Raw genomic sequence first — 26,137 nt, 5'->3', positions numbered from 1 at the left:
GGGGCGCCCGGGGCCGGTCAGCCGAGGGTGAGGACGTACCCCTGCTCCTTCAGCCGGGCCAGAACCTCCTCGGAGTGGTCGGGGCCGCGGGTCTCCAGGTGCATCAGCACCTCGACCTCCTCGACGTGCAGGCGGGCCACCACCCGCTCGTGCATGACGTCCAGGACGTTCACCTCCAGCTCCGCCAGCTCGGTCAGCAGCGTCACCAGGGCGCCGGGGCGGTCGGTGAGGCGGCAGCGGGCCACCAGGTAGCGGCCCGCGCCGGCCAGCCCGTGCCGCAGCACCTTGGACAGCAGCAGCGGGTCGATGTTGCCGCCCGACAGCACCGCCACCACCGGCGGCCGGAACGCGTAGGAGTGCTCCAGCAGCGCGGCCACGGCCGCCGCCCCGGCCGGCTCCACCACCTGCTTGGCGCGCTCCAAGCAGAGCAGCAGGGCCTGCGAGATCGACTCCTCCGACACCTTGACGACGGCGTCGACGAGCTCGTCCACCAGCCGGTAGGTCAGCTCGCCGGGCCGGCCCACCGCGATGCCGTCGGCCATGGTGGGGCCGACCTCCACCGAGACCGGGCGCCCGGCCGCCAGCGAGGCGGGGAACGAGGCGACGCGCTTGGTCTGCACTCCGATGATCTTCACATCGGGCCGCTCGGGCTTGACCGCCGCGGCCAGGCCGCCCACCAGCCCGCCGCCGCCGACCGCGGTGACGATCGTGCTCACCTCGGGGCACTGGCGCAGGATCTCCAGGCCGATGGTGCCCTGACCGGCCACGATGTCCGGGTGGTCGAACGGGTGGATGTAGACCGCGCCGTGCTCATCGGCGAACTCCTGGGCGGCGACCAGGCAGTCGTCCACGGTGAGGCCGTGGAAGATCACCTCGGCGCCGTACGCCCGGGTGGCGGCGACCTTGGGCAGCGGCGCCCCCTGGGGCATGAAGACCGTCGCCCGGGAGCCGAGCAACGCGGCGGCCAGCGCCACGCCCTGGGCGTGGTTGCCCGCACTGGCGGCCACCACGCCCCGGGACCGCTGTTCCGGGCTCAGCCCCGCGATCCGCGTATAGGCCCCCCGGATCTTGAATGATCCGGTGCGCTGCACGTTCTCGCACTTCAGGTAGACAGGGCCGCCCATCGCGTCCGACAGCGCCCACGAATGCAACAGCGGAGTGGTGATCGCCACCCCGTCGAGCAGCGCGTCCGCCGCTCGCACCTCCGCAATCCCGACCGTTTCCACCCTCGCAGTCTGTCACCCCGCGCCGGATGTACCCGGATCATCCCTCCCTGAGCGGTCTCAGGAGGGATTCCAGTAGCGCTCCGGGACGTGGATCAGGGCGGCGGCACCGACCAGGCCCGCGGTCTGGCCGAGCTCGGCAGGAACGATCCGCGCCCGGCGGGCGAAGTCCATCCGGGCGTGCTCGTCGAACGCCTCGGCCAGCGGATCGAACAGCAGCGCCCCGGCCTGCGAGAGGCCGCCCCCCACCGCGATCACCCCGAAATCGCACAGGTGCGTCGCCGAGGCGATCGCGACCCCGAGCGCCCGGCCGGCCCGGCGCAGCGCCGCGACCGCCACCGGATCGCCGCGGCGGGCGTCGGCGGTCAGGTCCGCCCCCGTCGGCTCGACCCGGTCCGGCCGCCAGCCCGCCGCCAGCGCCCAGGCCACCAGCCCCGGCCCGCGGGCGATCGCCTCCAGGCAGCCGCGCCCGCCGCACTCGCACGGCGGCCCCACCGGATCGACCACCACGTGCCCGATATGCCCGGCATTGCCACCGGCCCCGTCGATCAGCCGGCCGCCGAGGATCAGGCCGCCGCCCACCCCGGTCGAGACGACCATGCCCAGCACGTCCACATGCCCCCGGCCCGCGCCCCGCCAGTGCTCCCCCACCGCCACGCAGACCGCGTCGTTGTGGACCCGCACCGGCAGCCCGGGGAACCGGGCGCGCAGCCGCGCCCGCAGCGGGAAACCGCGCCAGGCCGGGATGTTCAGCGGCGAGACCTCGGCCGCCGGCCACACCATCGGCCCGCCGCAGCCCACCCCCACCCCCGCGAGGGCGGGCCCGTCGTACTCGGCGAGCAGCCCCTCCAGCGCCCGCCACAGCGTCTCGGCGTCCGTGGTGGGGCCGGCGGCCGGCGTCGCGACCCGGCCGTGGGCGAGCACCCGCCCGTCGGGGTCCACCAGCCCCGCGGCCAGCTTCGTTCCCCCGATGTCGATCGCGAGGGCGGGTGCGGTCACGCCGCGCCGAAACCGTCGGCGGGGCCGAAGGCGAGGATCGCGGCGGTGAAGCCGTGGACATGGTTGCGCCCGCCCACCGGGCCGATCTCGCCGGAGGCGAAGAAGCCGCCGACCCCCTCCACGCCCAGGCCGTCGCGGAGCATCCGCACGTCGTGGTCGGAGCCGCCGAACATCGCCTGCCCGCGGCCGTTGCAGGAGAACAGCAACGCGCCCTCCACCGACAGGTCGAAACGTTCCAGCAGCCGGCCGAGGTCCTCGTCGGCCGCCTCGGCGTCGCGCACCTGGAAGCGCACCGTGCGCCCGATCTCCACCACGTCGCCGATCGCGATGGCGCCGCTGTCGGCGTCGGCGCCGACCACCCCGCGGACCAGGAAGTCGCCCTGCTCGTGCTCCTCGGCGTACTCGTCCATGGCCACCCCGATGAGCAGCCCGCGCGCGGCGAGCTCCCGCTCGTCGTCGGGGAGGGTCAGGACGATCTCCTCCAGCTTGTCCAGCGCCGGGGTGCCGGCCAGCTCGTACACCACGTTGTCGCTGGCCCGGGTGACCGCCATGTTCGGGCCGATCGGCCGGGCCCCCTGGCTGACCAGGGTCGCCGCGACGACCGGGCCGCCCAGGACCACCCCGACCGCGCCCGCGTCGAGCACCTCGGCGGGGCCGTCCCACTCGGTGCCGCCGACGAACAGCCGGGGCTCGCCCCGCTGCTCGCCCCCGGCGAGCCCGCCGACCAGCGGCAGCCCGGACAGGGCCTCGCCGGAGCGCTCGACGAACGCGTCGACCGGGAAGGTGAACGGGTCGGCCAGCAGCACCCCCGCCACGTCGTCGGCGTAGCCCTCCGGCATGCCGACCACCACCAGCCGGTCGTCGGTCTTGAGGGTCTCCAGCCGGAACGGGTCCAGCCGGGCCTCCGGCAGCACCGCCGCCCAGGCGCTGACCGCGCTGTGCTCCTCCTCGCCCCGGTCTCCGCCGATCACCCCGCTGGCGCTGCACCCGATGATCACTCGGGCGTCCGCGATCCGCAGCGCGTGGTACGCCGCGCGCTCGACCGCCGCCGGGTCGTCGGACGCGATGAACACGCACAGCAGGTCGGGCGCGGCGCGCAGCGGCGCGGTGGCCTGCCCGACGGCCGACTCGACCGCCCCCGGCAGGTCGGGACCGAGCGCCAGGCCATCACCGAACCGGCTCATCGGCGCCCTCCCTCGGAACAGCTACGTCGGGCCATACTCCGATTCTCCCCCGGCCCGGCCGTCCGCCCCAACCCGTCGCCCAAAAAACGATCTCCGCCTGGGGCGGGGTGCCATCCGGGGGGTTCGCGACGTAGTGTCGATCGCGTGCTTGAATCCACTCCGCGAGAGACCACGGTCGGGGAACTGCGCGCCGCCGGCCACACGCGCCGGACGGTCAAGGCCGAGTTGCGGGAGAACCTGCTCGCCCGGCTGAGGGGGGGCGAGCCGCGTTTCCCGGGGATCGTCGGGTTCGACGAGACCGTGCTGCCCCACCTGGAGCGGGCGCTGCTCGCCGGGCACGACCTCGTCCTGCTGGGCGAGCGCGGCCAGGGCAAGACCCGGCTGATCCGTACCGTCGTCGGGCTGCTGGACGAATGGACCCCGGTGGTCGCCGGATGCGAGATCAACGACCACCCCTACGCCCCCGTCTGCGTGCGCTGCCGGCGGCTCGCCGCCGAGCTGGACGAGGACCTGCCGGTGGAGTGGCGGCACCGCGACGAGCGGTTCGGCGAGAAGCTGGCCACCCCCGACACCAGCGTGGGCGACCTGATCGGCGACATCGACCCGATCAAGGTGGCCGAGGGCCGTACCCTGGGCGACCCCGAGACGGTCCACTTCGGCCTGGTGCCGCGCGCCAACCGGGGCATCTTCTCCATCAACGAGCTGCCCGACCTGGCCGAGCGCATCCAGGTGGCGCTGCTCAACGTGCTGGAGGAACGCGACGTCCAGGTCCGCGGGTACGCGCTGCGGCTGCCGCTCGACGTCCTGCTGATCGCCAGCGCCAACCCCGAGGACTACACCAACCGGGGCCGCATCATCACCCCGCTCAAGGACCGGTTCGGCGCCGAGATCCGCACCCACTACCCGCTGACGCTGGACCTCGAACTGGAGCTGATCAAGCAGGAGGCCGAGCTCGACGGGATGGGCGCCGAGGTGCCCGACCACCTGATCGAGGTGATCGCCCGGTTCACCCGGCTGGTCCGCGAGTCGACCGCGGTGGACGCCCGCTCCGGCGTGTCCGCCCGGTTCTCCATCGCCGGCACCGAGACGGTCGCCGCGGGCGCGCTGCGCCGGGCCGCGCTGACCGGTGAGGAGCGCCCGGTGGCCCGGGTCTGCGACCTGCCCCCCGTGGTCCCCGCGCTGATGGGCAAGGTCGAGTTCGAGGTCAGCGAGGAGGGCCGCGAGCAGGAGGTGCTGGAGCACCTGCTGCGCCGGGCCGTCGCCGAGACCTACCGGCGCCGGCTGGGCGCCGCCGACCTGTCCGGGCTGCTGGACAAGTTCGACGCGGGCGAGTCGGTGGAGTCCGGCGAGCTGGTGCCCTCGGCCGAGCTGCTGCACCGGGTCGGCAAGGTCCCCGGGCTCGCCAAGATCATGGAACGGCTGGACATGGGCGGCGACTCCCCCGGGCAGGCCGCGGCCGCGCTGGAGTTCGTCCTGGAGGGCCTGTTCCTCACCCGGCGGCTGTCCAAGGACGACACCGGCACCACCAGCACCTACCGCACCTGAGGGAGCCCATGCAGCCCATGGAGACCGCAGCCATCGGGGCCCGGGCATGAGCCGGGGCACGTACCGGTACGGGTCCTACCGCGACGGCCCCGACCCGCTGGCCCCGCCCTACGACGTGCGGGACGCGCTGGACGCCCTGGGCGACTCGGTACTGGAGGGCACCAGCGCCCGGCAGGCGCTGCGTGACCTGCTGCGCCGCGGCCTGCCCGGGGCGCGGGACCGGCGCGGGCTGGACGACCTGCTCCGCCAGGTCCGGGAGCGCCGCCGCGAGCTGCGCGACCGGGGCCGGCTGGACGGCACCCTGGAGCAGGCGCGGGCGCTGCTGGACAAGGCGATCGGCCAGGAGCGGGCGACGCTGTTCCCCGACCCGAGCGACGACGCCCGGCTGCGCGAGGCCGAGCTCGACACGCTGCCGTCCGACACCTCCCAGGCGATCCGGCGGCTGGCCGACTACCAGTGGCGCTCGCCGCAGGCCCGCGAGACCTTCGAGCAGCTCAAGGACCTGCTGCGGCGCGACGTGCTGGACGCCCAGTTCCGCGGCATGAAGCAGGCCCTGGAGAGCCCCGACCCGCAGACGATGCAGCGGTTCAAGGACATGATGTCCGCGCTCAACGACATGCTGGAGAAGGACGCCCGGGGCGAGCACACCCAGGAGGACTTCGACCGGTTCATGCGGGAGCACGGCGAGTTCTTCCCCGACGACCCGCAGAACCTCGAAGAGCTGGTCGACTCCCTGGCCCGCCGGGCCGCGGCGATGGACCGGCTGCTGGCCTCCCTCACCCCCGAGCAGCGCGCCGAGCTGGCCGGGCTGATGGCGCAGGCGATGGAGGACGCCGGGCTGGCCATGGAGATGTCCCGGCTGAACGACTCGCTGCGCGCCCGCCGGCCCGACCTGGGCTGGGGCGAGCCGGAGCGGATGTCGGGCGACACGCCGCTGGGCATGGGCGACGCGACCACCGCGCTGGAGGAGCTGGCCGACCTCGCGGACCTGGAGTCGGCGCTGGGGCAGGACTACCCGGGCGCCCGGCTGGACGACATCGACGAGGAGGCGGTCCGGCGGGCGCTGGGCCGGCAGGCGGTCGACGACCTCGCCGAGCTGCGCCGGCTGGAGGCCGAGCTGGAGCGGCAGGGCTACCTGAACCGGCGCGGCGGCGCGCTGGAGCTGACCCCCAAGGCGGTCCGGCGGCTGGGCGAGACCGCGCTGCGCCGGGTCTTCGCGCAGCTCACCGAGGGCGGGCGCGGCGACCACGACCAGCGCGACGCCGGCCAGGCGGGCGAGCTGACGGGGGCGAGCCGCGAGTGGCGGTTCGGCGACGAGCAGCCGATCGACGTGGTGCGCACCCTGGGCAACGCGGTGCGCCGGTCCGGGGCCGGCCGGCCGAAGCTGACCGTCGACGACTTCGAGGTGCTGGAGACCGAGCGGCGCACCTCGGCCGCGGTGTGCCTGCTGGTGGACCTGTCGTACTCGATGGTGCTGCGCAACACGTGGGGGGCGGCCAAGCAGACGGCGCTGGCGCTGCACTCCCTGGTCACCACCAAGTTCCCGCAGGACGCCATCCAGGTGATCGGCTTCTCCAACTACGCGCGCCAGCTCCAGCCGACCGAGATGGCCGGCCTCGACTGGGACATGGTGCAGGGCACCAACCTGCACCACGCGCTGCTGATCGCCGGCCGGCACCTGGACCGGCACCCCGGGTTCGACCCGATCGTGCTGGTGGTCACCGACGGCGAGCCCACCGCGCACCTGCGGCCGGACGGCCGCTCGCTGTTCGACTACCCCCCGTCCCCCGAGACGCTGGTGCTGACCATGGCCGAGGTCGACAAGATGACCCGGCGGGGCGCCACGCTCAACGTCTTCATGCTCGCCGAGGACCGGCGGCTGGTGTCGTTCGTCGAGGAGGTGGCCCGGCGGAACGGCGGCCGGGTGTTCGCACCGGCCGCCGACCGGCTCGGGGAGTACGTGGTCAGCGACTACCTGCGGGTGCGCCGGGGCCGGCGGCGGGCGGGCTGACCTGGGCGAACCGGCCGGAACATGACCGGCGGAAGACCGGCTCCGGGACGGCCCGTGGCTAGGGTTGGCCCCATGTCGCTCCTCGACCGCTTACTGCTGATCCTGCACATCGGCTTCGCGATCTTCACGCTGGGGCCGCTCACCGCGGCCACCAGCGCGACGCCGCGCTACATCCGGCGGCGCGACGCCCGGGTGCTGCGCTACCTGAACCGGGCGACCGACCTCTACGCCGTGTGCACCCTGGGGATTCTGCTGTTCGGACTGATCCTCGCCGGAGGGAACGTGACCCGGGGCTGGCTGGCCGCCTCGATCGCGCTGTACGTGGTGGCGCTCGTCCTGCTGCTGCTCGTGGATCGCGACCAGCGCCGGGCGATCCAGCTGGTGGAGGCCGCCGCCGAGGCGGACGCCGCCAGACCCGCCGAAAGCGTCGGGACGGCCGATGTGGCGCCGGTCGAGCGGGGCCGGATCGCGGTCCTGTCGGGCGTGGTCGCGCTGCTCTGGGTGGTGATCCTCGTGCTGATGGTCGGCTACGGGGGACGCTAGGACTTGGCGACCGAGTCGATCCACCGGACGACGGACAGGAACACGGCCTCGTCGGAGACGATGCCGACGCCGTGGGCCTTGCCCGGGTAGGTGCGCACCGTCGTCTTCACCCCGACCCGGTTGAGCGCGTCCGCCAGGCCGGTGCTGTGCGTGACGGGCACGAACTCGTCCGTGCTGTGCATCAGCAACATGGGGGCGTCGCCCGCGCTGGCGTAGGTGGTCGAGGAGGCGTCCTCGAACCGGCTCAGGCAGACCAGGTCGGAGTCGGCCGGGGTGCAGCCGACGAGCTCGATGGCCGCGTTGCGGACCGCCCACCGGGACCCGCCCTCGCCCGCGGCGTTCCCGTCGACGACGCTGAGGTACGGCGAGTTCACCGGCGACATGGCCACCACGCCGCGCACCTGCTCGCCGCCTGTGCCGAAGGTGCCGAGCATGGTGGCGAGGTGGCCGCCGGCCGAGGAGCCGACGGCGACGATGCGGTCGGGGTCGACTCCCCAGCGGGCCGCGTTCTGCTTGACGTACAGCAGGGCGCTCTGCACGTCGTCGCGCTGGGCGGGCCACACCGCCTGCTGGCTGAGCCGGTAGTTGGGCGCGATGGCCACGTACCCGAGCTGGGTCAGCCGGCCGGCGATGTAGGACCAGCCGTTCTTGCTGCCCTGCCGCCAGGCGCCGCCGTGCAGCAGCAGGACCGCCGGGCGCGCGCCCTCGGTGGGGGAGGTGCGCCAGTAGACGTCCAGTTGCTGGCGGGGGTGCGTGCCGTAGGCGAAGGTCCGCCGGTGCGGCGGCGGCGGGGTGACCTGCACGGCCTCGCCCGAGGCGACGTCGGGTGGCGGCGCGGGCACCTCGGGGGGCGGCGGGGAGGGCACTGCCGACACGGTTCCGCCCGGGGTGGGGGTGGGCTCCAGGGGGGCGGCGGCGGACCCCGGCGGCGTCAGCAGGGACGCGATGCAGGTCGCGGCGAGTGCCGTCCCGAACACCAGTACCTTGCGCAACCGTGCCCCTTCCCTGGGACTATTTTGGCGCAATGATAGAGCCTGGATCATGAACTGAGATCAAAACCCCCACTACTTCCCCGTCCTCCCAGGTCGAACCACGTTGCGACATATGTCACAACGAAAGGGCTTGTTCCAGGTCACGGACCAGATCCACGGCGTCCTCGATGCCGACCGACAGCCGGACGAGGTCACCGGGCACCTCCAGCGGGGAGCCCGCCGCCGAGGCGTGGGTCATCCGCCCGGGGTGCTCGATCAGCGACTCGACGCCGCCCAGCGACTCCCCGAGGGTGAACACCGAGGTGCGCTCGCAGACCCGGACGGCCTCCTCCTCCGACCCCATCCGGAACGACACCATCCCCCCGAAACCGCTCATCTGCTTGGCCGCCACCTCGTGCCCGGGGTGGTCGGGCAGGCCGGGGTAGAGCACCCGGACCACCCGGGGGTGGCGTTCCAGCAGGTCCACGACCGCGGCGGCGTTGGCCGAGTGCCGGTCCATCCGGACGCCCAGGGTCCTGATGCCGCGCAGGGTCAGCCAGCTGTCGAACGGCCCGGCCACCGCGCCCATGGAGTTCTGGTGGAAGGCCAGCCGCTCGCCCAGCTCGGGGTCCGCGGCGACCAGCGCGCCGCCCACCACGTCGGAGTGCCCGCCCAGGTACTTGGTGGTGGAGTGCACCACCACGTCCGCGCCGAGCGCCAGCGGGCGCTGCAGGTAGGGCGAGGCGAAGGTGTTGTCGACGATCAGCAGCGCGCCGGCGTCCCGCGCCACCGCGGCCAGCGCGGCGAGGTCGGCGATGCCGAGCAGCGGGTTGGTCGGCGTCTCGACCCAGATGGCCCGGGTGTCCGGCCGTACGGCGGCCCGTACCGCCGCGATGTCCGCCAGCGGCACCGGGTCGAAGGCCAGCCCCCACGGTTGCAGCACCTTGGCGAACAGCCGGTAGGTCCCGCCGTAGGCGTCGTTCGGGACGATCACGTGGTCGCCGGGCCGGCAGACGGCGCGCAACAGGGTGTCCTCGGCGGCCAGGCCGGACGCAAAGGCCAGCCCCCGCGCACCCCCCTCCAGGGCGGCCAGGCACTCCTCCAGCGCGGTCCGGGTGGGGTTGGCCGAGCGGCTGTACTCGTAGCCGCCGCGCAGCCCGCCCACCCCGTCCTGCTTGAAGGTGGAGACCTGGTAGATGGGCGGGACGACCGCCCCCGTCGCCGGGTCCGGCTCCTGACCAGCGTGGATCGCGAGTGTGGAGAAACCGGGTTGCGCTTCCGTATCCATGCAGACGAGGCTAACCGTGCCCTCCCGGAGGAGGATGCCCTCCCCCGGAGGTATCAGGACCGATTTCCCCGCCTGGGCCGACTACATCGGGACAGAAGGCGCATACCGTTCTGCTGGTAAATCCCCCATTGTCGAAAGTAGGCATTGTGTTCGCACGGCTGGCGCGGGTCGTCGTAAGACACCCCTGGTGGACGATCGTGGCCTGGTTGGTCGCGGCGATCGCCATCATCGCGTTGTCACCTGACCTTGAGACCAAGTCCGACCAGGGCGACTTCCTCCCCACTTCATATGAGTCCGTGCAGGCCGCGGAGCTGGCACAGAAGGCCTTCCCCGATCAGTCGGGCCTCTCCTCGCTCATCGTGGTGCAGCGGACCGACGGCGGCAAGATCACTCCGGCCGACACCACCAAGATCACGCAGGCCGCCCAGAGCCTCACGGCGCGGAAGTACCCGACCGTCCAGGGCTTCCTGACCGGCCCGCAGGCGGTGGCGCCCAACCAGGCCGTCCAGCTGATCACCGTCCCGATGGAGATGGTGAGCGGCGCCGAGGGCCAGCAGAAACAGAGCCAGGCCATCAAGGACATCCGCGAGCAGTTGCCCAAGGATCTGGGCGGCGGGCTGGAGGCCAAGGTCGGCGGCCAGGTGGCCTCCTTCGTCGACAACGAGGACTCCTTCACCCAGTCCTTCGCGATCATCTCGATCGCCACGTTCGTTCTGATCATCGGGTTGATCCTGCTGATCTTCCGGGCACCGCTGGCCGCGGTGCTGCCGATCATCCTGATCTTCGCGACCGAGATGGTCTCGATGAAACTGATCGGCGCGGCGTCCAAGCTGCTGGACTTCTCCGGCGACGACAGCATGGCGATCATCATCACCATCGTGCTGTTCGGCGTCGGCGCCGACTACTACCTGTTCCTGCTGTTCCGGTACCGGGAGCGGCTGCGCGCCGGCGACGACGCGAAGACGGCCATGATGGTCGCGGTGGAGCGGGTCGGCGAGGTCATCACCTCGGCGGCGGCCGCGATCGCGGTGACCTTCCTGGTGCTGATGCTGGCCTCGTTCGGGATCTTCGCCGCCTGGGGCCCGTCACTGGCCATCTCCGTGGTGGTCATGGGCATCACGTCCCTGACCCTCTTCCCGGCCGTCATCTCCCTGCTGGGCCGCGCGATCTTCTGGCCCTCCAAGAAGTGGAAGGACCAGCCGACGGCGACGACCTCGGCCCGGCTGGGCCGGCTGGTCGGCGGCAAGCCGGCCCTGGTCGCCCTCGTCTCCGGCGTCCTGCTGGTGATCCTGGCCGTCGGCGCGGTCAACTTCAAGGCCGACTACGACTTCCAGTCCAGCTTCCCGCAGGACACCGAGTCGGCCCAGGCCATCAAGGACATGGAGAAGGGCTTCCCGGCCGGGCAGACCACGCCGGTCCAGGTGATGCTCCAGTCCACCGACGGGCAGCCGCTGACCAAGGAGCGGCTCGCCCCCTTCCAGCAGGCCGCCAGGTCCCTGCCGGGCGTCGGCGGGGTCGCGCCACAACCGGAACTCAGCAAGGACGGCACGGTGGCCCGCGTCGACCTGCTGCTGGCCGGCAACCCGGTGGACAACGACGCGATCAACCTGGTCAAGGACGAACTGCGGCCCGCGACGCACAAGATCACGCCGGCCGGCACCAAGCTGCTGGTGGGCGGCGAGACCGCGATCTACGGTGACATCAACAAGGTGGTGAACCGCGACCTGTCGGTCATCCTGCCGGTCGCCGGGGTGCTGATCGCGCTGATCCTGCTGCTGTTGCTGCGGTCCGTGGTCGCCCCGCTGTACCTGGTGCCGGCGGTGCTCCTGGGCTTCGCCGCGACCCTGGGTTCCGCGGTGTACGTCTTCCAGGGCCTGCTGGGCCAGCCCGGGGAGATCTTCCACCTGCCGATCATGTTGTACCTGTTCGTGCTGGCCATCGGCACCGACTACAACATCCTGATGACCGCACGGCTGCGCGAGGAGGCCCGGGAAGGGCACGAGCCCCGCAAGGCCGCCGCACTGGCGGTGGAGCACGGCGGCCCGACCGTCGCCGCGGCCGGGCTGATCCTGGCCGGCACCTTCTCGGTGATGCTGCTGGCCAAGGTCTCGATGCTGCAGCAAATGGGCTTCTCCGTCGCGCTGGGCATCGCGCTCTCGGCCTTCGTGATGGCGATCTTCCTGGTGCCCGCCATCACCGCCCTGCTGGGCCACAAGGCCTGGTGGCCGGGGCACGCCGACAAGCCCGCCGCCCCGCCCGCCGACCCCGACCGGAAACTGGAACACGCCACCCACTGAGCGACGCGATCACGGCCCCTCCCGCACCTCGCGGGAGGGGCCTTCGCGTTTCAGGTGCCGCCGGCGGCCAGGAAGGCGAGCAGGTCCTGGCGGGTGATCAGGCCCGCGGGCTTGCCGTCGATCAGGACGACGGCGGCGCCGGCCTTCTCCAGCACCTCCACCACCTTGCTCACCGGCTCGCCCGAGCCGACCATCGGCAGCGGGGCGGACATCTGCCCGGCCAGCGGGTCGTGCAGAGCGACGCGCTGCTGGACCAGGCCCGCCAGCAGGTCCCGCTCGACGATCGAGCCGACCACCTCGGCCGCCATCACCGGCGGCTCCTCCTTCATCACCGGAAGCTGCGAGACGCCGTACTCCCGCATGATCGAGATCGCCGTCTCGACGCTCTCGTGCGGGTGGACGTGGACGAACTCGGGCAGCGCGGGGGCCTTGCGCGCGAGCACGTCGCCGACCACCGCCTCACCGGAGGAACCACGCAAAAAGCCGTAATCCGTCATCCACTCGTCGTTGAAGATCTTCGAGAGGTACCCGCGGCCGCCGTCCGGCAGCAGCACGACGACCACCGCGTCCGGACCGGCCTCGGCGGCGACCCGCAGCGCGGCGACCACTGCCATCCCGCACGAGCCGCCGACCAGCAGGGCCTCCTCCCGGGCCAGCCGCCGGGTCATCACGAACGAGTCGCGGTCGCTCACCGCCAGGACCCGGTCGCAGATGTCCCGGTCATAGGTGTCCGGCCAGATGTCCTCGCCGACGCCCTCGACCAGGTAGGGCCGTCCGGTGCCGCCGGAGTAGACCGAGCCCTCCGGGTCCGCGCCGATCACCTGGACCCGGCCGCCGGAGACCTCCTTGAGGTAGCGGCCCGCGCCGCTGATCGTCCCGCCCGTGCCGATGCCCGCGACGAAGTGCGTGACCTGACCCTCGGTCTGCGCCCAGATCTCCGGGCCGGTGCTCTCGTAGTGCGAGCGGGGGTTCTCCGGGTTGGCGTACTGGTCGGGCTTCCAGGCGTCGGGGATCTCCGCGGCGAGCCGGTCGGAGACCGAGTAGTAGGAGTCGGGGTGGTCGGGGGCGACCGCGGTCGGGCAGACCACCACCTCGGCGCCGTACGCGCGCAGCACGTCGATCTTGTCCCGGGCGACCTTGTCCGGGCAGACGAACACGCAGCGGTAGCCCCGCTCCTGGGCCACGATGGCCAGCCCCACCCCGGTGTTGCCGGAGGTCGGCTCGACGATCGTTCCGCCTGGCCGGAGCGCCCCCGAGGCTTCGGCGGCGTCGATCATGCGGACCGCGATGCGGTCCTTCACCGACCCGCCGGGGTTGAAGTACTCGACCTTGGCCAGCACCTGGGCCCGCGCTCCCGCGGTGACCTTCCGCAGCCGGACGAGCGGGGTGTTCCCCATCAATTCGACGAGCGAATCGTGTACTTGCACGGTGACATCCTTGTCGGTCCGCCATGTTGCATCCGCGTTTCACACCCACGTAACGCGGCTGTACCACACATGCACTCGGATACATTCCAGTTCCTGAAGGTAGCCGATACTGGCCAGCAGAAGCGTCGCGTCGATGGAGGTAAGAACCGGTTTGGCCGCGAACAGAGCCGAGATCATCCGAGCCTTGACCGCCCGACGCATCGCGACGGCGGCCGCCTACGGCGGTGGCGGGATCACCGCGCTGGGCGGGCTGACCTTCGGGCTCATCGTGCTGGAGGCCAGGTTGGCCCGCAGGATCATCCAGGCCACCCCGTCCGGGGACCCGCCGGTCGCCGACGGCCTGTTCGGCGCCGGGCTGCCCGGCCAGCCCCTCTCCTTCGTCATGCTGGGCGACTCCACCGCCGCCGGACTGGGCGTGTTCGAACCCGACGAGACCCCGGGGGCGCTGCTCGCCGCGGGCCTCTCGGCCATCGCGGGCCGTCCGGTCCGGCTGACGAACGTGGCCGTGTCGGGTTCGCGCACCGAGGCGCTGGCCGAGCAGTTGCCGGACGCGCTGGCCGTGGAACCGGACATCGCGGTGATCATGATCGGCGCGAACGACGTGACCGCCCGGATCCCCGCGGCCCAGTCGGTCCGGCACCTGGCCGGAATCGTCGCGGGGCTGAGCGCCGTCGGCTGCGAGGTGATCGTCGGCACCTGCCCCGACCTGGGCTCGGTCGAGCCGCTGATGCAGCCGCTGCGCTGGATCGCGCAGCGGGCCAGCCGCCAACTCGCCGCCGCCCAGACCATCGCGGTGGTCGAGCAGGGCGGCCGGACGGTCTCGCTGGGCGACCTGCTGGGCCGGGAGTTCGCCGCCGCGCCACTGGAGATGTTCAGCGCCGATCGTTACCATCCGTCAGCGCGAGGCTACGCCGCGGCGGCGGCCGCGATGCTACCGTCGATGGCTGCCGCGCTGAGCCTGGAGCCCGACCACGAGGAAGTGCCCGAGCCCCGGCGCGGCGAAGGTGTCCTGCCCGTCTACCTCGCGGCGGCGGAGGCCGCCGAGGAGCCCGGCACCGAGGTGGCCGGCACCCGGGTCGCGGGCCGCGAGCGCGGCCCCCGCGGCCGGTGGGCCATGCTGCTGCGGCGCCGCGAGGTCCCCGAGGTCGCGCCCGACGCGATCTAGAACCCCGCCCGCGAGAACCTCCCTCCGGAAGGCCTCCCATGCCCTCCTGCGCCCACGATCGACTACTCTCCGCATCCCTATCAATACTTCTGGCGAGCTGCGTGCTGCCGGCGGGCGGCTGCACCTGGTCCCGGCGGGGCGTCGCCGTGGCGGGCACCGGCAGCTGGACCGACACCGAGGTGAACGCGGTGAGCCGCCCGGCGGTCGGCGGCGGTGTCACCGCGGTGACGGGGCTGCGCGCGGACGGCACGCTGGAGACGGCCGTCTTCGACCCGGCCACCGGCCGGCGGCTGTGGGCCAGGCCCGCCGCCCTGGCCGGCCGCCCGGCCGCGATGGGCGTCCAGCCGCCCGCGGTGGCCGGCCCGGCCGGCCGGGCGGTCGTGGTCGCGGTGGAGCCGCGGCGGTCCGCCCGGTGGCCGGCCGCCCTGGTCGCCCGCGACGCCCGCGACGGCACGCAGCGCTGGGCCCGGCCGGTCGGCTCCACCCACGGTCCCACCCGGTGCGGCGGGTACGTCTGCGCGGCCGAGTCCACGGCGCGGCCCGACGCCCGGTTCGTCGTCCTCGACCCGGCCACCGGGCGGGCGGTGTGGTGGGCCCGGGGCGTGGCGGAGATGCCATGGGCCGAGGGCCGCCGCGCCGTGCTCTTCCGGCCGGGCGGGCGCCCCGTGCTGGAGGGCCGCGACCTCGCCACCGGGCGGCGGCTGTGGTCCTTCCCGGTGGAGCGGGCGGTCGGCCGGGGTGTCCGGGCGTCCGACGGCTGGACGTTCGGCGCGCTGCCCGGGCAGGGCGGCGGGTCCCCGGTCCTGGTCGGCCATGTCGCCCCGGTCTGGGAGCGCCCGGGCAGGCCCGCGCCGCCCTTCGGGTTCTTCGCGGTGCGCGTCCTCGACGGCAGGCCGCTGTGGGCCCGCCCCCGGCTGCTGCGCGCCCACCCCGGCGCCGCCGTCTCGGTCGCGCCGATCGGCCGGGAGGTCGCGGCGGACGGCGGGTACGGCGGCTTCGTCCGGCTCGATCCCCGGACCGGGCGGGTCCTCGGCCGTGTCCCGGCCGACCGGGCGCCGTCCGGCGCCTGGTGGCTGGCCCTGCCGGACGACCCGTCCAGGCTGGGCTTCCTCGTCCGGGAGGCGCCGGGTACCGCCTACGGTGCGGCCGGCGCCACCCCGGTCCCCGCCCGGGGCCTGCGGGTGTGGTCCTTCTGCACGGTCGAGGCCGCGGAACTGCCGATCCGGGGGCAGCGCGGGTTCTTCCCGCCCATCCCGCTGTGCGCGTACGACCTGGGCACCGGGCGCCGCGTGACCGCCCCGGGCCCGCCGCCCGCCTGGTTCACCGGCGCGGCCGGCGGCCGGCGCGTGTGGCGGGACGAGGGCGGGGCACTGCACACCGTGACGGACGGAACGGGCGACCTCCCTGGGACGCACGGCAACTGAACGGCCCTCTTCCTGTGCGCTGACACAAAAAGCGATCGCCTATCTCGGTCCGTCCGATAAATGGGCACCCCCGGCATGTACGCCCCCGGGGGCAGCGGTTAAGTTGCGGAGTAACCGGCGAGTAACCCCGGTGCCAAGCATGAGGGAGAGCTGAAATGCCCGAGGCAGTCATCGTCGCGACCGCTCGTTCACCGATCGGACGCGCGTTCAAGGGGTCGCTGAAGGACCTGCGCTCCGACGACATCACCGCCCAAATGGTCACGGCCGCAATGGCCAAGGTTCCGCAGCTCGACTCCAAGGACATCGACGACCTGTTGCTCGGCTGCGGCCTGCCCGGCGGCGAGCAGGGCTACAACATGGCCCGGGTCGTCTCCGTCCTGCTGGGCTGGGACCACGTGCCGGGCGCGACGGTCACCCGGTACTGCTCGTCGTCGCTGCAGACCACCCGGATGGCCATGCATGCGATCAAGGCCGGTGAGGCCGATGTGATCATTTCGGCCGGTGTGGAGATGGTCAGCCGCTTCGCGTTCGGCAGCAGCGACGGCATGCCCAACACGCAGAACCCGCTGTTCGCCGAGGCCGAGACGCGCAGCGCCAAGGGCGGTGAGGGCGGCGCCGGCGTCTGGCGCAACCCCCGCGAGGACGGCACGCTGCCCGACGTCTACATCGCGATGGGCCAGACCGCCGAGAACGTGGCCGGGCTGCGCGGCATCACCCGGCAGGCGCAGGACGAGTTCGGGGTCCGCTCGCAGAACCTCGCCGAGAAGGCGCTGGCCAACGGCTTCTGGGAGCGCGACATCACCCCGGTGCGGCTGCCCGACGGCACCATGCACGCCAAGGACGACGGCCCCCGGCCCGGCACCACCCTGGAGAAGGTGGCCGGCCTCAAGCCGTCGTTCCGGCCCGATGGCACGGTGACCGCGGGCAACTGCTGCCCGCTGAACGACGGCGCCGCCGCCCTGGTGATCATGAGTGACACCAAGGCCGCCGAGCTGGGCATCACCCCGCTCGCCCGGATCGTCTCCACCGGCGTGTCCGGGCTGTCGCCGGAGATCATGGGCCTGGGCCCGGTCGAGGCGTCCCGCAAGGCGCTGGCCAAGGCCGGGATGAGCATCGCCGACATCGACCTGGCCGAGATCAACGAGGCGTTCGCCGCGCAGGTGCTGCCCGCGGCCGAGGACCTGGGCATCGACATCGACAAGCTCAACGTCAACGGCGGCGCCATCGCGGTCGGCCACCCGTTCGGCATGACCGGGGCGCGCATCGCCACCACCCTGATCAACAGCCTCCAGTTCCACGACAAGCAGTTCGGTCTGGAGACCATGTGCGTGGGCGGCGGCCAGGGCATGGCGATGGTGATCGAGCGGCTGAGCTGATCCTGCTCCGACACAGGCCGGCTCATCCGGCTCCGGCGGCCCGCGCGTCCCACGCGCGGGCCGTTTTTCGCCCTGTCCACAAAGGATCTACGTTACGTGCCGGACAGGTCGGCGTTGGGGTCTTGTCACATCGGTTTTGCTGTTGCAGAGTCGCAGGAAGAGCCCCGCACGGCCCTGGAGGTGCCGATGTCACTGACCCACTCGCCGGAGACCCACAGCAAACTGATCGCGCGCATCCCGACAGTCACCGGACGTGACCTCCCCGAGTGGTTCAGAGCAATCGAGAACGGCCCCGCCTTCCTGCGCTGCGAGGAACGTTCCCACTGGCTGGCCGACGAGCACGGCATCTCCCATGGCTACGCGTCGGCCCTGGTGCGCGAGCACGAGCGCACCCGCCGCGCCCGCCACTACTGACCTGCCTTCCGGGAGGCGAACTCCGGATCCGCGCTTCGCGGGACCGCCCTGGGTCAACCCCGCAGTCGCAGCCCCGTGCGACCTCCGGTGCGTGATCCCGCACAACGAATCACCCCCGCCGGGCCTCGCCCGGCGGGGGTGATTCGTCGCGTGACCGGACTCGTCAGTCCGAGCTGGAGAAGTACGACAGCAGCCGCAGCATCTCCAGGTAGATCCAGACCAGGCTGAGCACCAGGCCGAACGCGCAGTACCAGGCGAACTTGTCCGGCGCCCCGGAGCGCACGCCCTCCTCGATCTGGTCGAAGTCGAGCAGCAGGAAGAAGCAGCCCACCAGGATCGCGACCACGCTGAAGACGTAGGCCAGCGGGTTTCCGGGGTCGCGGATGCCGATGCCGTCCGCGGCGCCGAAGAGCTGGACCACGATGTTGATCAGCATCAGGCCGAGCAGGGCGAACCCGGCGCCGATCACGAACCGGGTGAACTTCGGTGTGACGCGGACGATCCGCAGCGCGTGCACGGTGAGCATCGCCGCGAAGGCCAGTGCGGTGCCGATCACCGCCTGGAACACGACCCCGTTGTAGAGGTCGTTGTAGACGTGGCTGAGCACGCCCACCGCGACCCCGTAGATCCCGGCAAAGCTGAGGATCAGCGCCGGGTTCATGCTCATCCGGAACGAGATGAACAGCCCGATGCCCAGTTGCAACAGGAAGGCCACCACGATGACCGGGAAGGCAGCCGAGGCCGGTACCAGCGCCCAGGAGAGCGCGGCCGTGACCACCAGCGTGCCCAGGGTCAGGAACCCGCGGACGACCACGTCGTCCAGCGTCATCCGGCGCTCGGCGGGAGGCGCGTACGCCGGCTGGTCGTACATGTTCTGCAGCTCCGCCGGGCTGGGGGACCCCTGCCCGGGCTGCTGGCCGAAGCCGCGGCTTCGGAAGGCCGGGTTTCTGCTCTCCATCACTGCCTCCAACTGAACCGGTCTAGGGATCAGTCTAAACGGACAACCAGGCCGATGAGTTCCGCCCCGATGACAGATGAGTATCGGTCCGACCAGTACCCCCGGTCGGATTCGAACCGACACAATGGCCCTTTTAGGGGGCCCGCCTCTGCCAGTTGGGCTACGGGGGCGGCGTAATCATACCGGGATCGGCGCATTGGAGCACCTGTTTAATATCGAAACAAATTCTGGTTATGCCGATCATGGAACGCTACACAAAGACATGAATTTTCGGTTATTTACTGTCCGAATCAACGGCTCAGTACCTCGCGCCCCGCTACCAGTGCTTCTCCGGCTCTTCCGTCACGATCGCGACGAATCGCACAGATTTCATGCATGCCGATTCGCCCGCTCTCGCAGGCCAGCGCCGACGCCGCCAGGTACAGCAGCCACGCCCGGGCCCGCCCCGGGGTGGCGAGCGCGCCGCACTCGTCCCAGTGCCGCTGCAGGTTGGCGGCCCAGGCCCGCAGCGTCCGGGCGTAGTCCTCGCGCAGCGCGCCGACGGTGCGCACCTCCAGGCCGGCCGTCTCGATCGCGCCCACCAGGTCGCCGAGCGTCCAGAGCGCGCCGGCCTCGGGGAACATGTAGCTGGTGGTGAACGTGCGCCGGATCGGGTGCGGGCCCGGCCGCCGGGCGATCTGCTGCAGCACCAGCCGGCCACCCGGCGCGAGCAGCTCCCGGATCCGGGGCAGGTCCGGGCCGAAGTGCTCGGCGCCGCTCAGCCCCACCACCGCGTCGTAGGGGCCACCGCCCGCCGCCCGCAGGCCGCCCTGCCGGGCCTCGACCCGGTCGGTCAGCCCGGCCCGGGCCGCCTCGGCGCGCAGGTGGTCGGCCTGCTCCGGCGAGCGCACCAGCCCGACCACCCGGACCCGGTGCAGCCGCGCGGCGTACATCGCCAGGCCGCCCCAGCCCGCGCTGAGGTCGAGCACCCGGGCGCCGGGGAACAGGCCCAGCCGGGAGACGACCGAGTCGAGCGCGGTCCGCTGCGCCTCCGCCAGGTCCGCGGCGCCCTCCCAGCGGGCGCAGACGTACACCAGCGCGGGCCCCAGCAGCAGGCGGAAGAACTCGTTCGGCTCGGCCGGCAGCACCGCCTCGTCCGCCCGGCGGCCGGGCGGCAGTTCCTCGTCCGGCGGCCTGGGCTCGGGCCCCACGGCACCGAGCATCACCGCCGTCCGGACGATCTCGCGCTTCTCGTCGCTGCCCAGCCGGATCGGCTCGTCGCCGCCGCGCATCACCCGCTGGACGGCGCCGAGCGCGGCGAAGATGTCGCCCTCGATGTCGAGCTCACCGGCGACGTACGCGCGGGCCAGCCCCAGCTCGCCCGGCTTCCAGAGCAGCCGGCGCAGCGCCCGCCGGTGTCGCAGCGCGAAGACCGGCGCCCCCTCCGGGCCCACCTCGCTGCCGTCCCAGGCCCGGACCCGGATCGGCAGCTCGGCGTCCTGTTCGGGCGAACCGAGCAGGATGCGGCGGAGCAGCGGTTCCAACCGGGAGGCTGTTCCTTCGTGCATTCGGCGTGCTCCCTCCCGGCCCTTGTCACTGCAGGGCCACTGCAGAGTCACTGCAGGGCCGCTGCAGGGCCCGTCAGGACTTTCCGTCGTCCTGCCGGCCCGCGGCCAGCTCGAACTCCTGTCGCGGCTCGTGTTCTTCGCCCAGCGAAATGATCTCACGAGGGAAGAAGAGCCCCAGTGTCCAGTCCGCGGTGATCCGGGCCTTCCGATTCACCGTGGGGACCCGCGACAAATGGTAGGTACGGTGCATAAACCAGGCGGGAAGCCCACGTATCTTCAGCCCGTAAACGTTTGCAACACCTTTGTGCAAGCCAAGCCCCGCGACCGAGCCGACATAACGGTGCTCGTACGGTTTGCGCGGGCGTCCACGCAGGTCGGCGACGAGATTATCGGCCAGCCGCCGGGCCTGGCGAACCGCGTGCTGGGCGTTGGGGGCGCAGTACTCCCCCGGCCTGGTGAGATCGGGCACCGCGGCGACGTCGCCCGCGGTGTAGGCGTCCGGCACTCCCTCGACGGTCAGGTCGGCGGTCGCCTTCAGCCGGCCCTTCTCGTCCACGGGCAGGTCGGTGTCGCGGACCACCGGGTTCGGCTTGACCCCCGCGGTCCACACCAGCGTGCCGGCGTCGAACTCCGTGCCGTCGCTCAGCACGATGTGCTGGTCCTCCGCCGACTTCACCAGCGTGTCCAGCCGCACGTCGACGCCGTCGCGGCGCAGTTCCTCGATGGTCCAGCGGCCCATCTCCTCGCCCACCTCGGGCAGGATGCGGCCGGTGGCCTCGATCAGGTGCCAGCGCAGGTCCGACGGCTCGATGGTCCGGTACCACTTACAGGCGTCCCGGCTCATGTCGGCCAGTTCGGCCAGCGCCTCCACCCCGGCGAAGCCGCCGCCCACGAACACGAAGTTCAGCGCCCGCCGCCGGGCCCGCTCGTCGTGGGTGGACTCGGCGACGTCCATCTGGCCCAGCACGTGGTTGCGCAGGTAGACGGCCTCGGCGGCGGTTTTGAAGCCGATGCCGCACTCGGCCAGCCCGGGGACGGGCAGCAGCCGCGAGATCGAACCCGCACCCACCACCAGACGGTCGTAGGACAGTTCCCGGTCGCCGTCCGGTGACCGGCCGGCGCCCTCCACCCGGACGGTGGCCCGCCGGGCGGCGTGGTCGATCGCGATCACCCGCCCGTTCAGGATCGTGCAGCGGCGGAGCACCCGGCGCAGCGGGACCACCACGTGCCGCGGCTCCACGTTGCCGGCCGCGGCCTCCGGCAGGAACGGCTGGTAGGTCATGTAGGACTGGGGGTCGACGACGGTCACGCGGACCTCGCCGCGGGCGAGTTCCCGGCGCAGCCGCCGCTGCAACCGGAGCGCGGAGTACATGCCGACGTAACCGCCGCCGACGATCAGAACGTGCGTGGTCTCAGGCATGCCGCTTCCCTTACCCGCCGCCCGGAACCCGTCACGTGTCGGCGCTCACCCCGGTTCGGAGGAAATTCGAGATTTCTCCGAACCTCGCCGGTCACCCGCGCATCACATCAGCGGGGGACGGACCGGCGGGTCAGGGCCGGACGGGGGCGCCCAGCGGCGACATCGCTGGGCCAAGGCCCTGCCCCGCCGTCACCGCGCGTACTCGCGCGCCCGGACGAAGACCGCCTCCAGCATGTCGGCGGTCACCCGGCCGGTGAACGTGTTCTGCTGGCTGGGGTGGTAGCAGCCCAGCAGCAGCACCGGTTCCGGGGCGGTCCCCGGCGGCGGGGCGAGCAGGACCTCCACGCCGTGGCCGAACGGCGGCCGGGGCCGCGGCAGTTCGTACCCCGCCTGCTTGAGCGCGGGCCAGATCCCCTGCCAGGCGTAGCCGCCGAGAACCACCACCACGCGCACCGTGGCCGCCACCTCGGCCACCTCGCGAGCCAGCCAGGGCAGGCAGGCCGCGCGCTCGGCCGGGGTCGGCTTGTTGTCGGGAGGCGCGCAGCGCACCACGGCGACCAGCCGCGCACCGAACAGCCGCTGCCCGTCGCCGGCGTGCTCGCTCGTCGGCAACGCCGCCAGCCCGGCCCGGTGCAGCGCGGCGAACAGCCAGTCGCCGCTGCGGTCGCCGGTGAAGACCCGGCCGGTGCGGTTGCCGCCGTGCGCGGCCGGAGCCAGGCCGACGATCAGAACGCCGGGGTCGGCGGCGCCCCAGCCCGCGATCGGGCGGCCCCAGTACTCCTGGTCGGCGAACGCCCGGCGGCGCTCCACCGCCACCTGCTCCCGCCACTCCACCAGCCGGGAGCAGGCCCGGCAGACCGACTGCCGGGCGCACAGCCCGGCCAGGCCGGGAGCCGTCGCGGCCAGCTCCACCACCTCGTCCGGAGCGTGCGCCACCGGGGTGTCGGGCCCGGCCGGGTCGCCCGGCCAGCCCGTCCCTGGAGGGACGAAGGGCGCGTTGGGGGGTGCGTTCACCCGACCAGCGACCAGGCGATGCCGTCGAGGATGTCGTGCTCGCTGACCAGCACGGCGCTGAAGCCGTACTCGCGCATGACGCGGTCGAGGATCAGCGCCCCCGCGCCGATCACGTCCACCCGGCCCGGATGCATCACCCCGACCGCGGCGCGCTGCTCGTGGGTGGAGCGCAGCAGCCCCCGGGTCACCTCGTGCACCTGGGCGGCCATCACCCGGGTGAGGTGGATCCGCTCGGAGTCGTAGGCGGGCAGGTCGAGCGCCATCCCCGCAACCGTGGTGACCGAGCCGGCCAGCCCGACCAGGGTGCGCGCCTCGTCCACCGGCACCCGCTCGCGGACGGTGGCCAGCGCCGCGTCGATGTCGGCCGAGGCGGCGGCGATCTGGTCGGGGGTGGGCGGGTCGGAGCGCAGGTGCCGCTCGGTCATCCGGACGCAGCCGATGTCCACCGACAGCGCCGCCTCCACCTCGGACGTGCCGAGCACGAACTCGGTGGAACCGCCGCCGATGTCCACCACCAGGTACGGGCGGGGCGGGCGCAGTTCCACCAGTTCCCGGGTGGCGCCGATGAACGAGAGCCCGGCCTCCTCGGCCCCGGTGATCACCTCGGGCTCGACACCGAAGATCTCGACCACCCCGGCCACGAAGTCGGCCCGGTTGGCCGCGTCACGGGTCGCGCTAGTGGCGACCACCCGGACCGGGGCCGCCCGGTGCGCGGCGATCAGCTTGGCGTAGCCGCGCATGGCGGTGAAGGTCCGTTCCAGCGCCTCGGGCGCCAGCCGGCCGGTCTCGTCGACGCCCTGGCCCAGCCGGACGATCTCCATCCGGCGTTCTACGTCGGTCAGCTTCCCGTCGACGGCGTCGGCGATCAGCAGGCGGACCGAATTCGTCCCGCAGTCGACGGCGGCGACCCGGTTCGGGACGGGGGTGCTCATGTGGTCTCCTCGGGGGGCTCTGGGGACACGCAGGGGCCGCCACGCCACCACTGCGGCAGTTCGGCCAGGGCCTCCCCGCCGAACGGGTTGGCGCCGGGCACCGCGAGCTCGTGGGCCACCAGCGCGTGCAGGCACTTGACCCGCTCGGGCATACCGCCCGCGCTCTGGGTGCCGGCGGGCAGCGGTTCCAGCCCCTCGGCGCGCGCCGCTTCGTCGCGGCGGCGCAGGTAGTCGTCGTGGGCGGCGCGGTACTCGGCGGCCAGCTTCGGGTCGGTGGCCAGCCGCTCCTGCATGTGGCGCATCACCCCGCCGGCCTCCAGCGTCCCGATCGCCGACGCGGCCTTGGGGCAGGTCAGGTAGTACAGGGTCGGGAAGGGGGTTCCGTCGGGCAGCCGGGGTGCCGTCTCGATCACGTCGGGCCGGCCGCAGGGGCAGCGGTGCGCCACCGCCCGCACACCGCGGGGCGGCCGGCCGAGCTGCGCATGCACCGCCGCGATGTCGGCCTCGTCCATCATTTTCGGCTCTCCCGGCTGCCGCGTTCCAGTCGATCTTTCATGGTGCCCGGGTCAGCCGGGCCGGTCCGCGGCCCTGACCGATCCCCACAGCGCCTCGTACCACGGGGGCCTGCGGGCGGGACCGTCCGCGGGAGCGTCCCCATCGTCCTCACCGGCGCCGTCGAGCACGATGTAGCACTTCTCACCCGGCATGCAGTAGTGCAGCCGGCGGCGGGCCTCCCGCTTGACGTAGGAGGGGTCGCCCAGCCGCTCCTTGCGCCGGGTGAGTTCCGCCACCCGGGCCTGAAGCACCCGCTCGTCATGCCTCAGCTCGGCGATCTGCCGCCGCTGGGCGATGTACTCGCGGACAGGGTAGGCCAGGCTCAGCGCGATCGCGCACATCACGATCGCCAAAATGGTGGCCCGGCTGGTGAGATGCCCGCGCGGCGCACCCCCCGCCGGCCGTTTCGCGGCCGGGCGGGGGGGTTCGGCGTCGTCTTCGCGCGCCACGGGAGCGGGGTCAGCCGTCGGCGCGGAAGCGCGGGAAGGCGGCGGCGCCGGCGTAGCGGGCCGCGTCGCCGAGCAGCTCCTCGATCCGCAGCAGCTGGTTGTACTTGGCGACGCGGTCGCTGCGGGCGGGGGCGCCGGTCTTGATCTGGCCGCAGTTCGTGGCGACCGCCAGGTCGGCGATGGTGGTGTCCTCGGTCTCGCCGGAGCGGTGGCTCATCATGCAGCGGTAGCCGTTGCGGTGGGCCAGCGAGACGGCGTCGAGGGTCTCGGTCAGGGTGCCGATCTGGTTGACCTTGACCAGCAGCGCGTTGGCGGTGCCGCCGTCGATGCCGCGGCGCAGCCGCTCGGGGTTGGTGACGAAGAGGTCGTCGCCGACCAGTTGCACCTTGGCGCCGATGGCGTCGGTGAGGGCCGTCCAGCCGTCCCAGTCCTCCTCGTCCAGCGGGTCCTCGATGGAGACCAGCGGGTAGGCGGCGACCAGTTCGGCGTAGTAGTCGGCCATCTCGGCGGCGGACTTCTTGCCGCCCTCGAAGGCGTAGCCGCCCTCGGCGTGGAACTCGGTGGCGGCCACGTCCAGCGCCAGCGCGATGTCGGTGCCGGGGGTCAGGCCCGTCTTCTTGATCGCCTCGATGATGAGGTCGAGGGCGTCGCGGTTGCTGGGCAGTTCGGGGGCGAAGCCGCCCTCGTCGCCGAGGCCGGTGTTCAGGCCCTTGCCCTTCAGCACGGACTTGAGCGCGTGGTAGACCTCGGCGCCCCAGCGCACCGCGTCGGAGAAGGTGGGCGCGCCGATCGGCGCGATCATGAACTCCTGGATGTCGACGTTGGTGTCGGCGTGCGCGCCGCCGTTGAGGATGTTCATCATCGGCACCGGCAGCAGGTGCGCGTTGGGGCCGCCGACGTAGCGGAACAGCGGCAGCCGGGCCGACTTGGCGGCGGCGTGCGCCACGGCCAGCGAGACGCCGAGGATGGCGTTGGCGCCGAACTTGGACTTGTCCGGGGTGCCGTCCAGGTCGATCAGCCGCTGGTCGATCAGCCGCTGGTCCTCGGCCTCGTAACCGACGATCTTCTCGTCGATCTCGTCGTTGACGGCGGCGACGGCCTTGCGGACGCCCTTGCCGTTGTAGCGGTCTCCCCCGTCCCGTAGCTCCACGGCCTCGAACTGGCCGGTCGAGGCGCCGCTGGGCACCGCGGCCTGCCCCTCGGAGCCGTCGTCGAGCAGGACCTCGACCTCCACGGTGGGGTTGCCGCGGGAGTCCAGGATCTCCCGGGCGAATACGGCGTCGATCGACGACACGGGAACTCCTATGTGATCAGGACGGAGACGCTTCGCCCTCCGAGCCTAGTCGGGCCGGTCGCGCGCCGCCCACGGGGCACGCCGTTCCGGACGTCCGGCCG

Annotated in this window: 22 protein-coding genes and 1 tRNA gene; 8 read left to right on the top strand and 15 right to left on the bottom strand. The window is 72.7% G+C overall.

The window, feature by feature from the left end:
- Positions 1-17: 17 nt before the first annotated feature.
- The 3 genes from ilvA to DPM19_RS15425 all read right to left on the bottom strand — a co-directional run bounded on the left by ilvA (position 18) and on the right by DPM19_RS15425 (position 3,406).
- Positions 18-1,202 (bottom strand): threonine ammonia-lyase, encoded by a 1,185-nt coding sequence (ilvA, locus tag DPM19_RS15435; protein ID WP_233510182.1) that lies wholly within the window; start codon positions 1,200-1,202, stop codon positions 18-20.
- Positions 1,203-1,283: 81 nt separating this feature from the next.
- Positions 1,284-2,222: an ROK family protein gene (locus tag DPM19_RS15430; protein WP_111868018.1), complete on the bottom strand. Its 939-nt coding sequence runs from the start codon at positions 2,220-2,222 to the stop codon at positions 1,284-1,286.
- Positions 2,219-3,406 carry an FIST signal transduction protein gene (locus DPM19_RS15425; protein WP_111868016.1) on the bottom strand — a complete coding sequence of 396 codons (1,188 nt, stop codon included), beginning with the start codon at positions 3,404-3,406 and terminating at the stop codon, positions 2,219-2,221. The genes DPM19_RS15430 and DPM19_RS15425 overlap by 4 nt, the downstream gene beginning before the upstream one ends.
- A 144-nt stretch (positions 3,407-3,550) precedes the next feature.
- Between DPM19_RS15425 and DPM19_RS15420 the strand changes: the two genes are divergently transcribed.
- The 3 genes from DPM19_RS15420 (at position 3,551) to DPM19_RS15410 (ending at position 7,505) form a co-directional block, all read left to right on the top strand.
- Complete coding sequence (locus tag DPM19_RS15420) at positions 3,551-4,951, top strand: sigma 54-interacting transcriptional regulator (protein WP_111868013.1); 1,401 nt, start codon at positions 3,551-3,553, stop codon at positions 4,949-4,951.
- A 46-nt stretch (positions 4,952-4,997) separates the two neighbouring features.
- Positions 4,998-6,962: a vWA domain-containing protein gene (locus tag DPM19_RS15415; RefSeq protein WP_111868011.1), complete on the top strand. Its 1,965-nt coding sequence runs from the start codon at positions 4,998-5,000 to the stop codon at positions 6,960-6,962.
- Positions 6,963-7,034: 72 nt separating this feature from the next.
- Complete coding sequence (locus DPM19_RS15410; RefSeq protein WP_111868009.1) at positions 7,035-7,505, top strand: DUF2269 family protein; 471 nt, start codon at positions 7,035-7,037, stop codon at positions 7,503-7,505.
- Here the strand turns inward: DPM19_RS15410 and DPM19_RS15405 are convergent.
- Positions 7,502-8,497: an alpha/beta hydrolase gene (locus DPM19_RS15405; protein WP_233510180.1), complete on the bottom strand. Its 996-nt coding sequence runs from the start codon at positions 8,495-8,497 to the stop codon at positions 7,502-7,504. The genes DPM19_RS15410 and DPM19_RS15405 overlap by 4 nt on opposite strands.
- A gap of 115 nt (positions 8,498-8,612) precedes the next feature.
- Complete coding sequence (locus DPM19_RS15400; protein WP_111868003.1) at positions 8,613-9,764, bottom strand: cystathionine gamma-synthase; 1,152 nt, start codon at positions 9,762-9,764, stop codon at positions 8,613-8,615.
- Positions 9,765-9,910: 146 nt separating this feature from the next.
- On the opposite strand from DPM19_RS15400, the gene DPM19_RS15395 reads away from it, so the two are divergent.
- Positions 9,911-12,061 carry an MMPL family transporter gene (locus DPM19_RS15395; protein WP_111868000.1) on the top strand — a complete coding sequence of 717 codons (2,151 nt, stop codon included), beginning with the start codon at positions 9,911-9,913 and terminating at the stop codon, positions 12,059-12,061.
- Positions 12,062-12,111: 50 nt separating this feature from the next.
- Here DPM19_RS15395 and DPM19_RS15390 read toward each other — a convergent pair whose 3' ends face one another.
- The gene (locus tag DPM19_RS15390; RefSeq protein ID WP_111867998.1) at positions 12,112-13,488 is read right to left on the bottom strand and encodes a cystathionine beta-synthase; all 1,377 of its coding nucleotides are present in this window, start codon (positions 13,486-13,488) and stop codon (positions 12,112-12,114) included.
- A gap of 172 nt (positions 13,489-13,660) precedes the next feature.
- Here DPM19_RS15390 and DPM19_RS15385 point away from each other — a divergent pair, with 172 nt between their 5' ends.
- The 4 genes from DPM19_RS15385 to DPM19_RS15370 all read left to right on the top strand — a co-directional run bounded on the left by DPM19_RS15385 (position 13,661) and on the right by DPM19_RS15370 (position 17,867).
- On the top strand, positions 13,661-14,653 hold the full coding sequence (locus DPM19_RS15385) for an SGNH/GDSL hydrolase family protein (protein ID WP_199485116.1): 993 nt from the start codon (positions 13,661-13,663) through the stop codon (positions 14,651-14,653).
- A 101-nt stretch (positions 14,654-14,754) separates the two neighbouring features.
- Positions 14,755-16,077: an outer membrane protein assembly factor BamB family protein gene (locus DPM19_RS15380; protein ID WP_233510177.1), complete on the top strand. Its 1,323-nt coding sequence runs from the start codon at positions 14,755-14,757 to the stop codon at positions 16,075-16,077.
- Between the two features lie 155 nt (positions 16,078-16,232).
- Positions 16,233-17,453, top strand: a complete 1,221-nt coding sequence (locus DPM19_RS15375; protein ID WP_111867989.1) for an acetyl-CoA C-acetyltransferase — start codon at positions 16,233-16,235, stop codon at positions 17,451-17,453.
- 186 nt (positions 17,454-17,639) lie between these two features.
- Positions 17,640-17,867 (top strand): DUF4287 domain-containing protein, encoded by a 228-nt coding sequence (locus DPM19_RS15370; RefSeq protein WP_111867986.1) that lies wholly within the window; start codon positions 17,640-17,642, stop codon positions 17,865-17,867.
- Between the two features lie 163 nt (positions 17,868-18,030).
- On the opposite strand, the gene DPM19_RS15365 is transcribed toward DPM19_RS15370, so the two are convergent.
- The 9 genes from DPM19_RS15365 to eno all read right to left on the bottom strand — a co-directional run bounded on the left by DPM19_RS15365 (position 18,031) and on the right by eno (position 26,036).
- The gene (locus DPM19_RS15365; protein WP_111867984.1) at positions 18,031-18,825 is read right to left on the bottom strand and encodes a Bax inhibitor-1/YccA family protein; all 795 of its coding nucleotides are present in this window, start codon (positions 18,823-18,825) and stop codon (positions 18,031-18,033) included.
- 96 nt (positions 18,826-18,921) lie between these two features.
- A tRNA-Leu gene (locus DPM19_RS15360) sits at positions 18,922-18,995 on the bottom strand.
- Positions 18,996-19,115: 120 nt separating this feature from the next.
- The gene (locus DPM19_RS15355; RefSeq protein ID WP_111867981.1) at positions 19,116-20,372 is read right to left on the bottom strand and encodes a class I SAM-dependent methyltransferase; all 1,257 of its coding nucleotides are present in this window, start codon (positions 20,370-20,372) and stop codon (positions 19,116-19,118) included.
- A 73-nt stretch (positions 20,373-20,445) separates the two neighbouring features.
- Entirely contained in the window at positions 20,446-21,792 is a 1,347-nt protein-coding gene (locus DPM19_RS15350; RefSeq protein ID WP_111867978.1) for an NAD(P)/FAD-dependent oxidoreductase, read from the bottom strand.
- 189 nt (positions 21,793-21,981) lie between these two features.
- Positions 21,982-22,806 (bottom strand): uracil-DNA glycosylase, encoded by an 825-nt coding sequence (locus DPM19_RS15345; protein ID WP_199485101.1) that lies wholly within the window; start codon positions 22,804-22,806, stop codon positions 21,982-21,984.
- Positions 22,803-23,738 carry a Ppx/GppA phosphatase family protein gene (locus tag DPM19_RS15340; RefSeq protein ID WP_111867972.1) on the bottom strand — a complete coding sequence of 312 codons (936 nt, stop codon included), beginning with the start codon at positions 23,736-23,738 and terminating at the stop codon, positions 22,803-22,805. The genes DPM19_RS15345 and DPM19_RS15340 overlap by 4 nt, the downstream gene beginning before the upstream one ends.
- A complete protein-coding gene (locus DPM19_RS15335) occupies positions 23,735-24,253 on the bottom strand; it encodes a DUF501 domain-containing protein (protein WP_111867969.1) in 519 nt (172 codons plus the stop codon). The genes DPM19_RS15340 and DPM19_RS15335 overlap by 4 nt, the downstream gene beginning before the upstream one ends.
- A 51-nt stretch (positions 24,254-24,304) precedes the next feature.
- A complete protein-coding gene (locus DPM19_RS15330; RefSeq protein WP_233510175.1) occupies positions 24,305-24,742 on the bottom strand; it encodes an FtsB family cell division protein in 438 nt (145 codons plus the stop codon).
- Between the two features lie 10 nt (positions 24,743-24,752).
- Positions 24,753-26,036 (bottom strand): phosphopyruvate hydratase, encoded by a 1,284-nt coding sequence (eno, locus tag DPM19_RS15325; protein WP_111867966.1) that lies wholly within the window; start codon positions 26,034-26,036, stop codon positions 24,753-24,755.
- Between the last annotated feature and the right edge of the window lie 101 nt (positions 26,037-26,137).

The organism is Actinomadura craniellae (assembly GCF_003289645.1).
Classification (GTDB): domain Bacteria; phylum Actinomycetota; class Actinomycetes; order Streptosporangiales; family Streptosporangiaceae; genus Actinomadura_D; species Actinomadura_D craniellae.
Note: the sequence above shows the minus strand (reverse complement) of the source record. Positions and strands in the feature narration are given on the sequence as shown.

What these genes read in the sequence shown, in the direction of transcription:
- DPM19_RS15425 (WP_111868016.1), bottom strand. Translation starts at nt 3,406, where the DNA reads ATGAGCCGGTTCGGTGATGGCCTGGCGCTCGGTCCCGACCTGCCGGGG.
- DPM19_RS15415 (WP_111868011.1), top strand. Translation starts at nt 4,998, where the DNA reads ATGAGCCGGGGCACGTACCGGTACGGGTCCTACCGCGACGGCCCCGAC.
- DPM19_RS15410 (WP_111868009.1), top strand. Translation starts at nt 7,035, where the DNA reads ATGTCGCTCCTCGACCGCTTACTGCTGATCCTGCACATCGGCTTCGCG.
- DPM19_RS15400 (WP_111868003.1), bottom strand. Translation starts at nt 9,764, where the DNA reads ATGGATACGGAAGCGCAACCCGGTTTCTCCACACTCGCGATCCACGCT.
- DPM19_RS15375 (WP_111867989.1), top strand. Translation starts at nt 16,233, where the DNA reads ATGCCCGAGGCAGTCATCGTCGCGACCGCTCGTTCACCGATCGGACGC.
- DPM19_RS15370 (WP_111867986.1), top strand. Translation starts at nt 17,640, where the DNA reads ATGTCACTGACCCACTCGCCGGAGACCCACAGCAAACTGATCGCGCGC.
- DPM19_RS15365 (WP_111867984.1), bottom strand. Translation starts at nt 18,825, where the DNA reads ATGGAGAGCAGAAACCCGGCCTTCCGAAGCCGCGGCTTCGGCCAGCAG.
- DPM19_RS15355 (WP_111867981.1), bottom strand. Translation starts at nt 20,372, where the DNA reads ATGCACGAAGGAACAGCCTCCCGGTTGGAACCGCTGCTCCGCCGCATC.
- DPM19_RS15350 (WP_111867978.1), bottom strand. Translation starts at nt 21,792, where the DNA reads ATGCCTGAGACCACGCACGTTCTGATCGTCGGCGGCGGTTACGTCGGC.
- DPM19_RS15340 (WP_111867972.1), bottom strand. Translation starts at nt 23,738, where the DNA reads ATGAGCACCCCCGTCCCGAACCGGGTCGCCGCCGTCGACTGCGGGACG.
- DPM19_RS15335 (WP_111867969.1), bottom strand. Translation starts at nt 24,253, where the DNA reads ATGATGGACGAGGCCGACATCGCGGCGGTGCATGCGCAGCTCGGCCGG.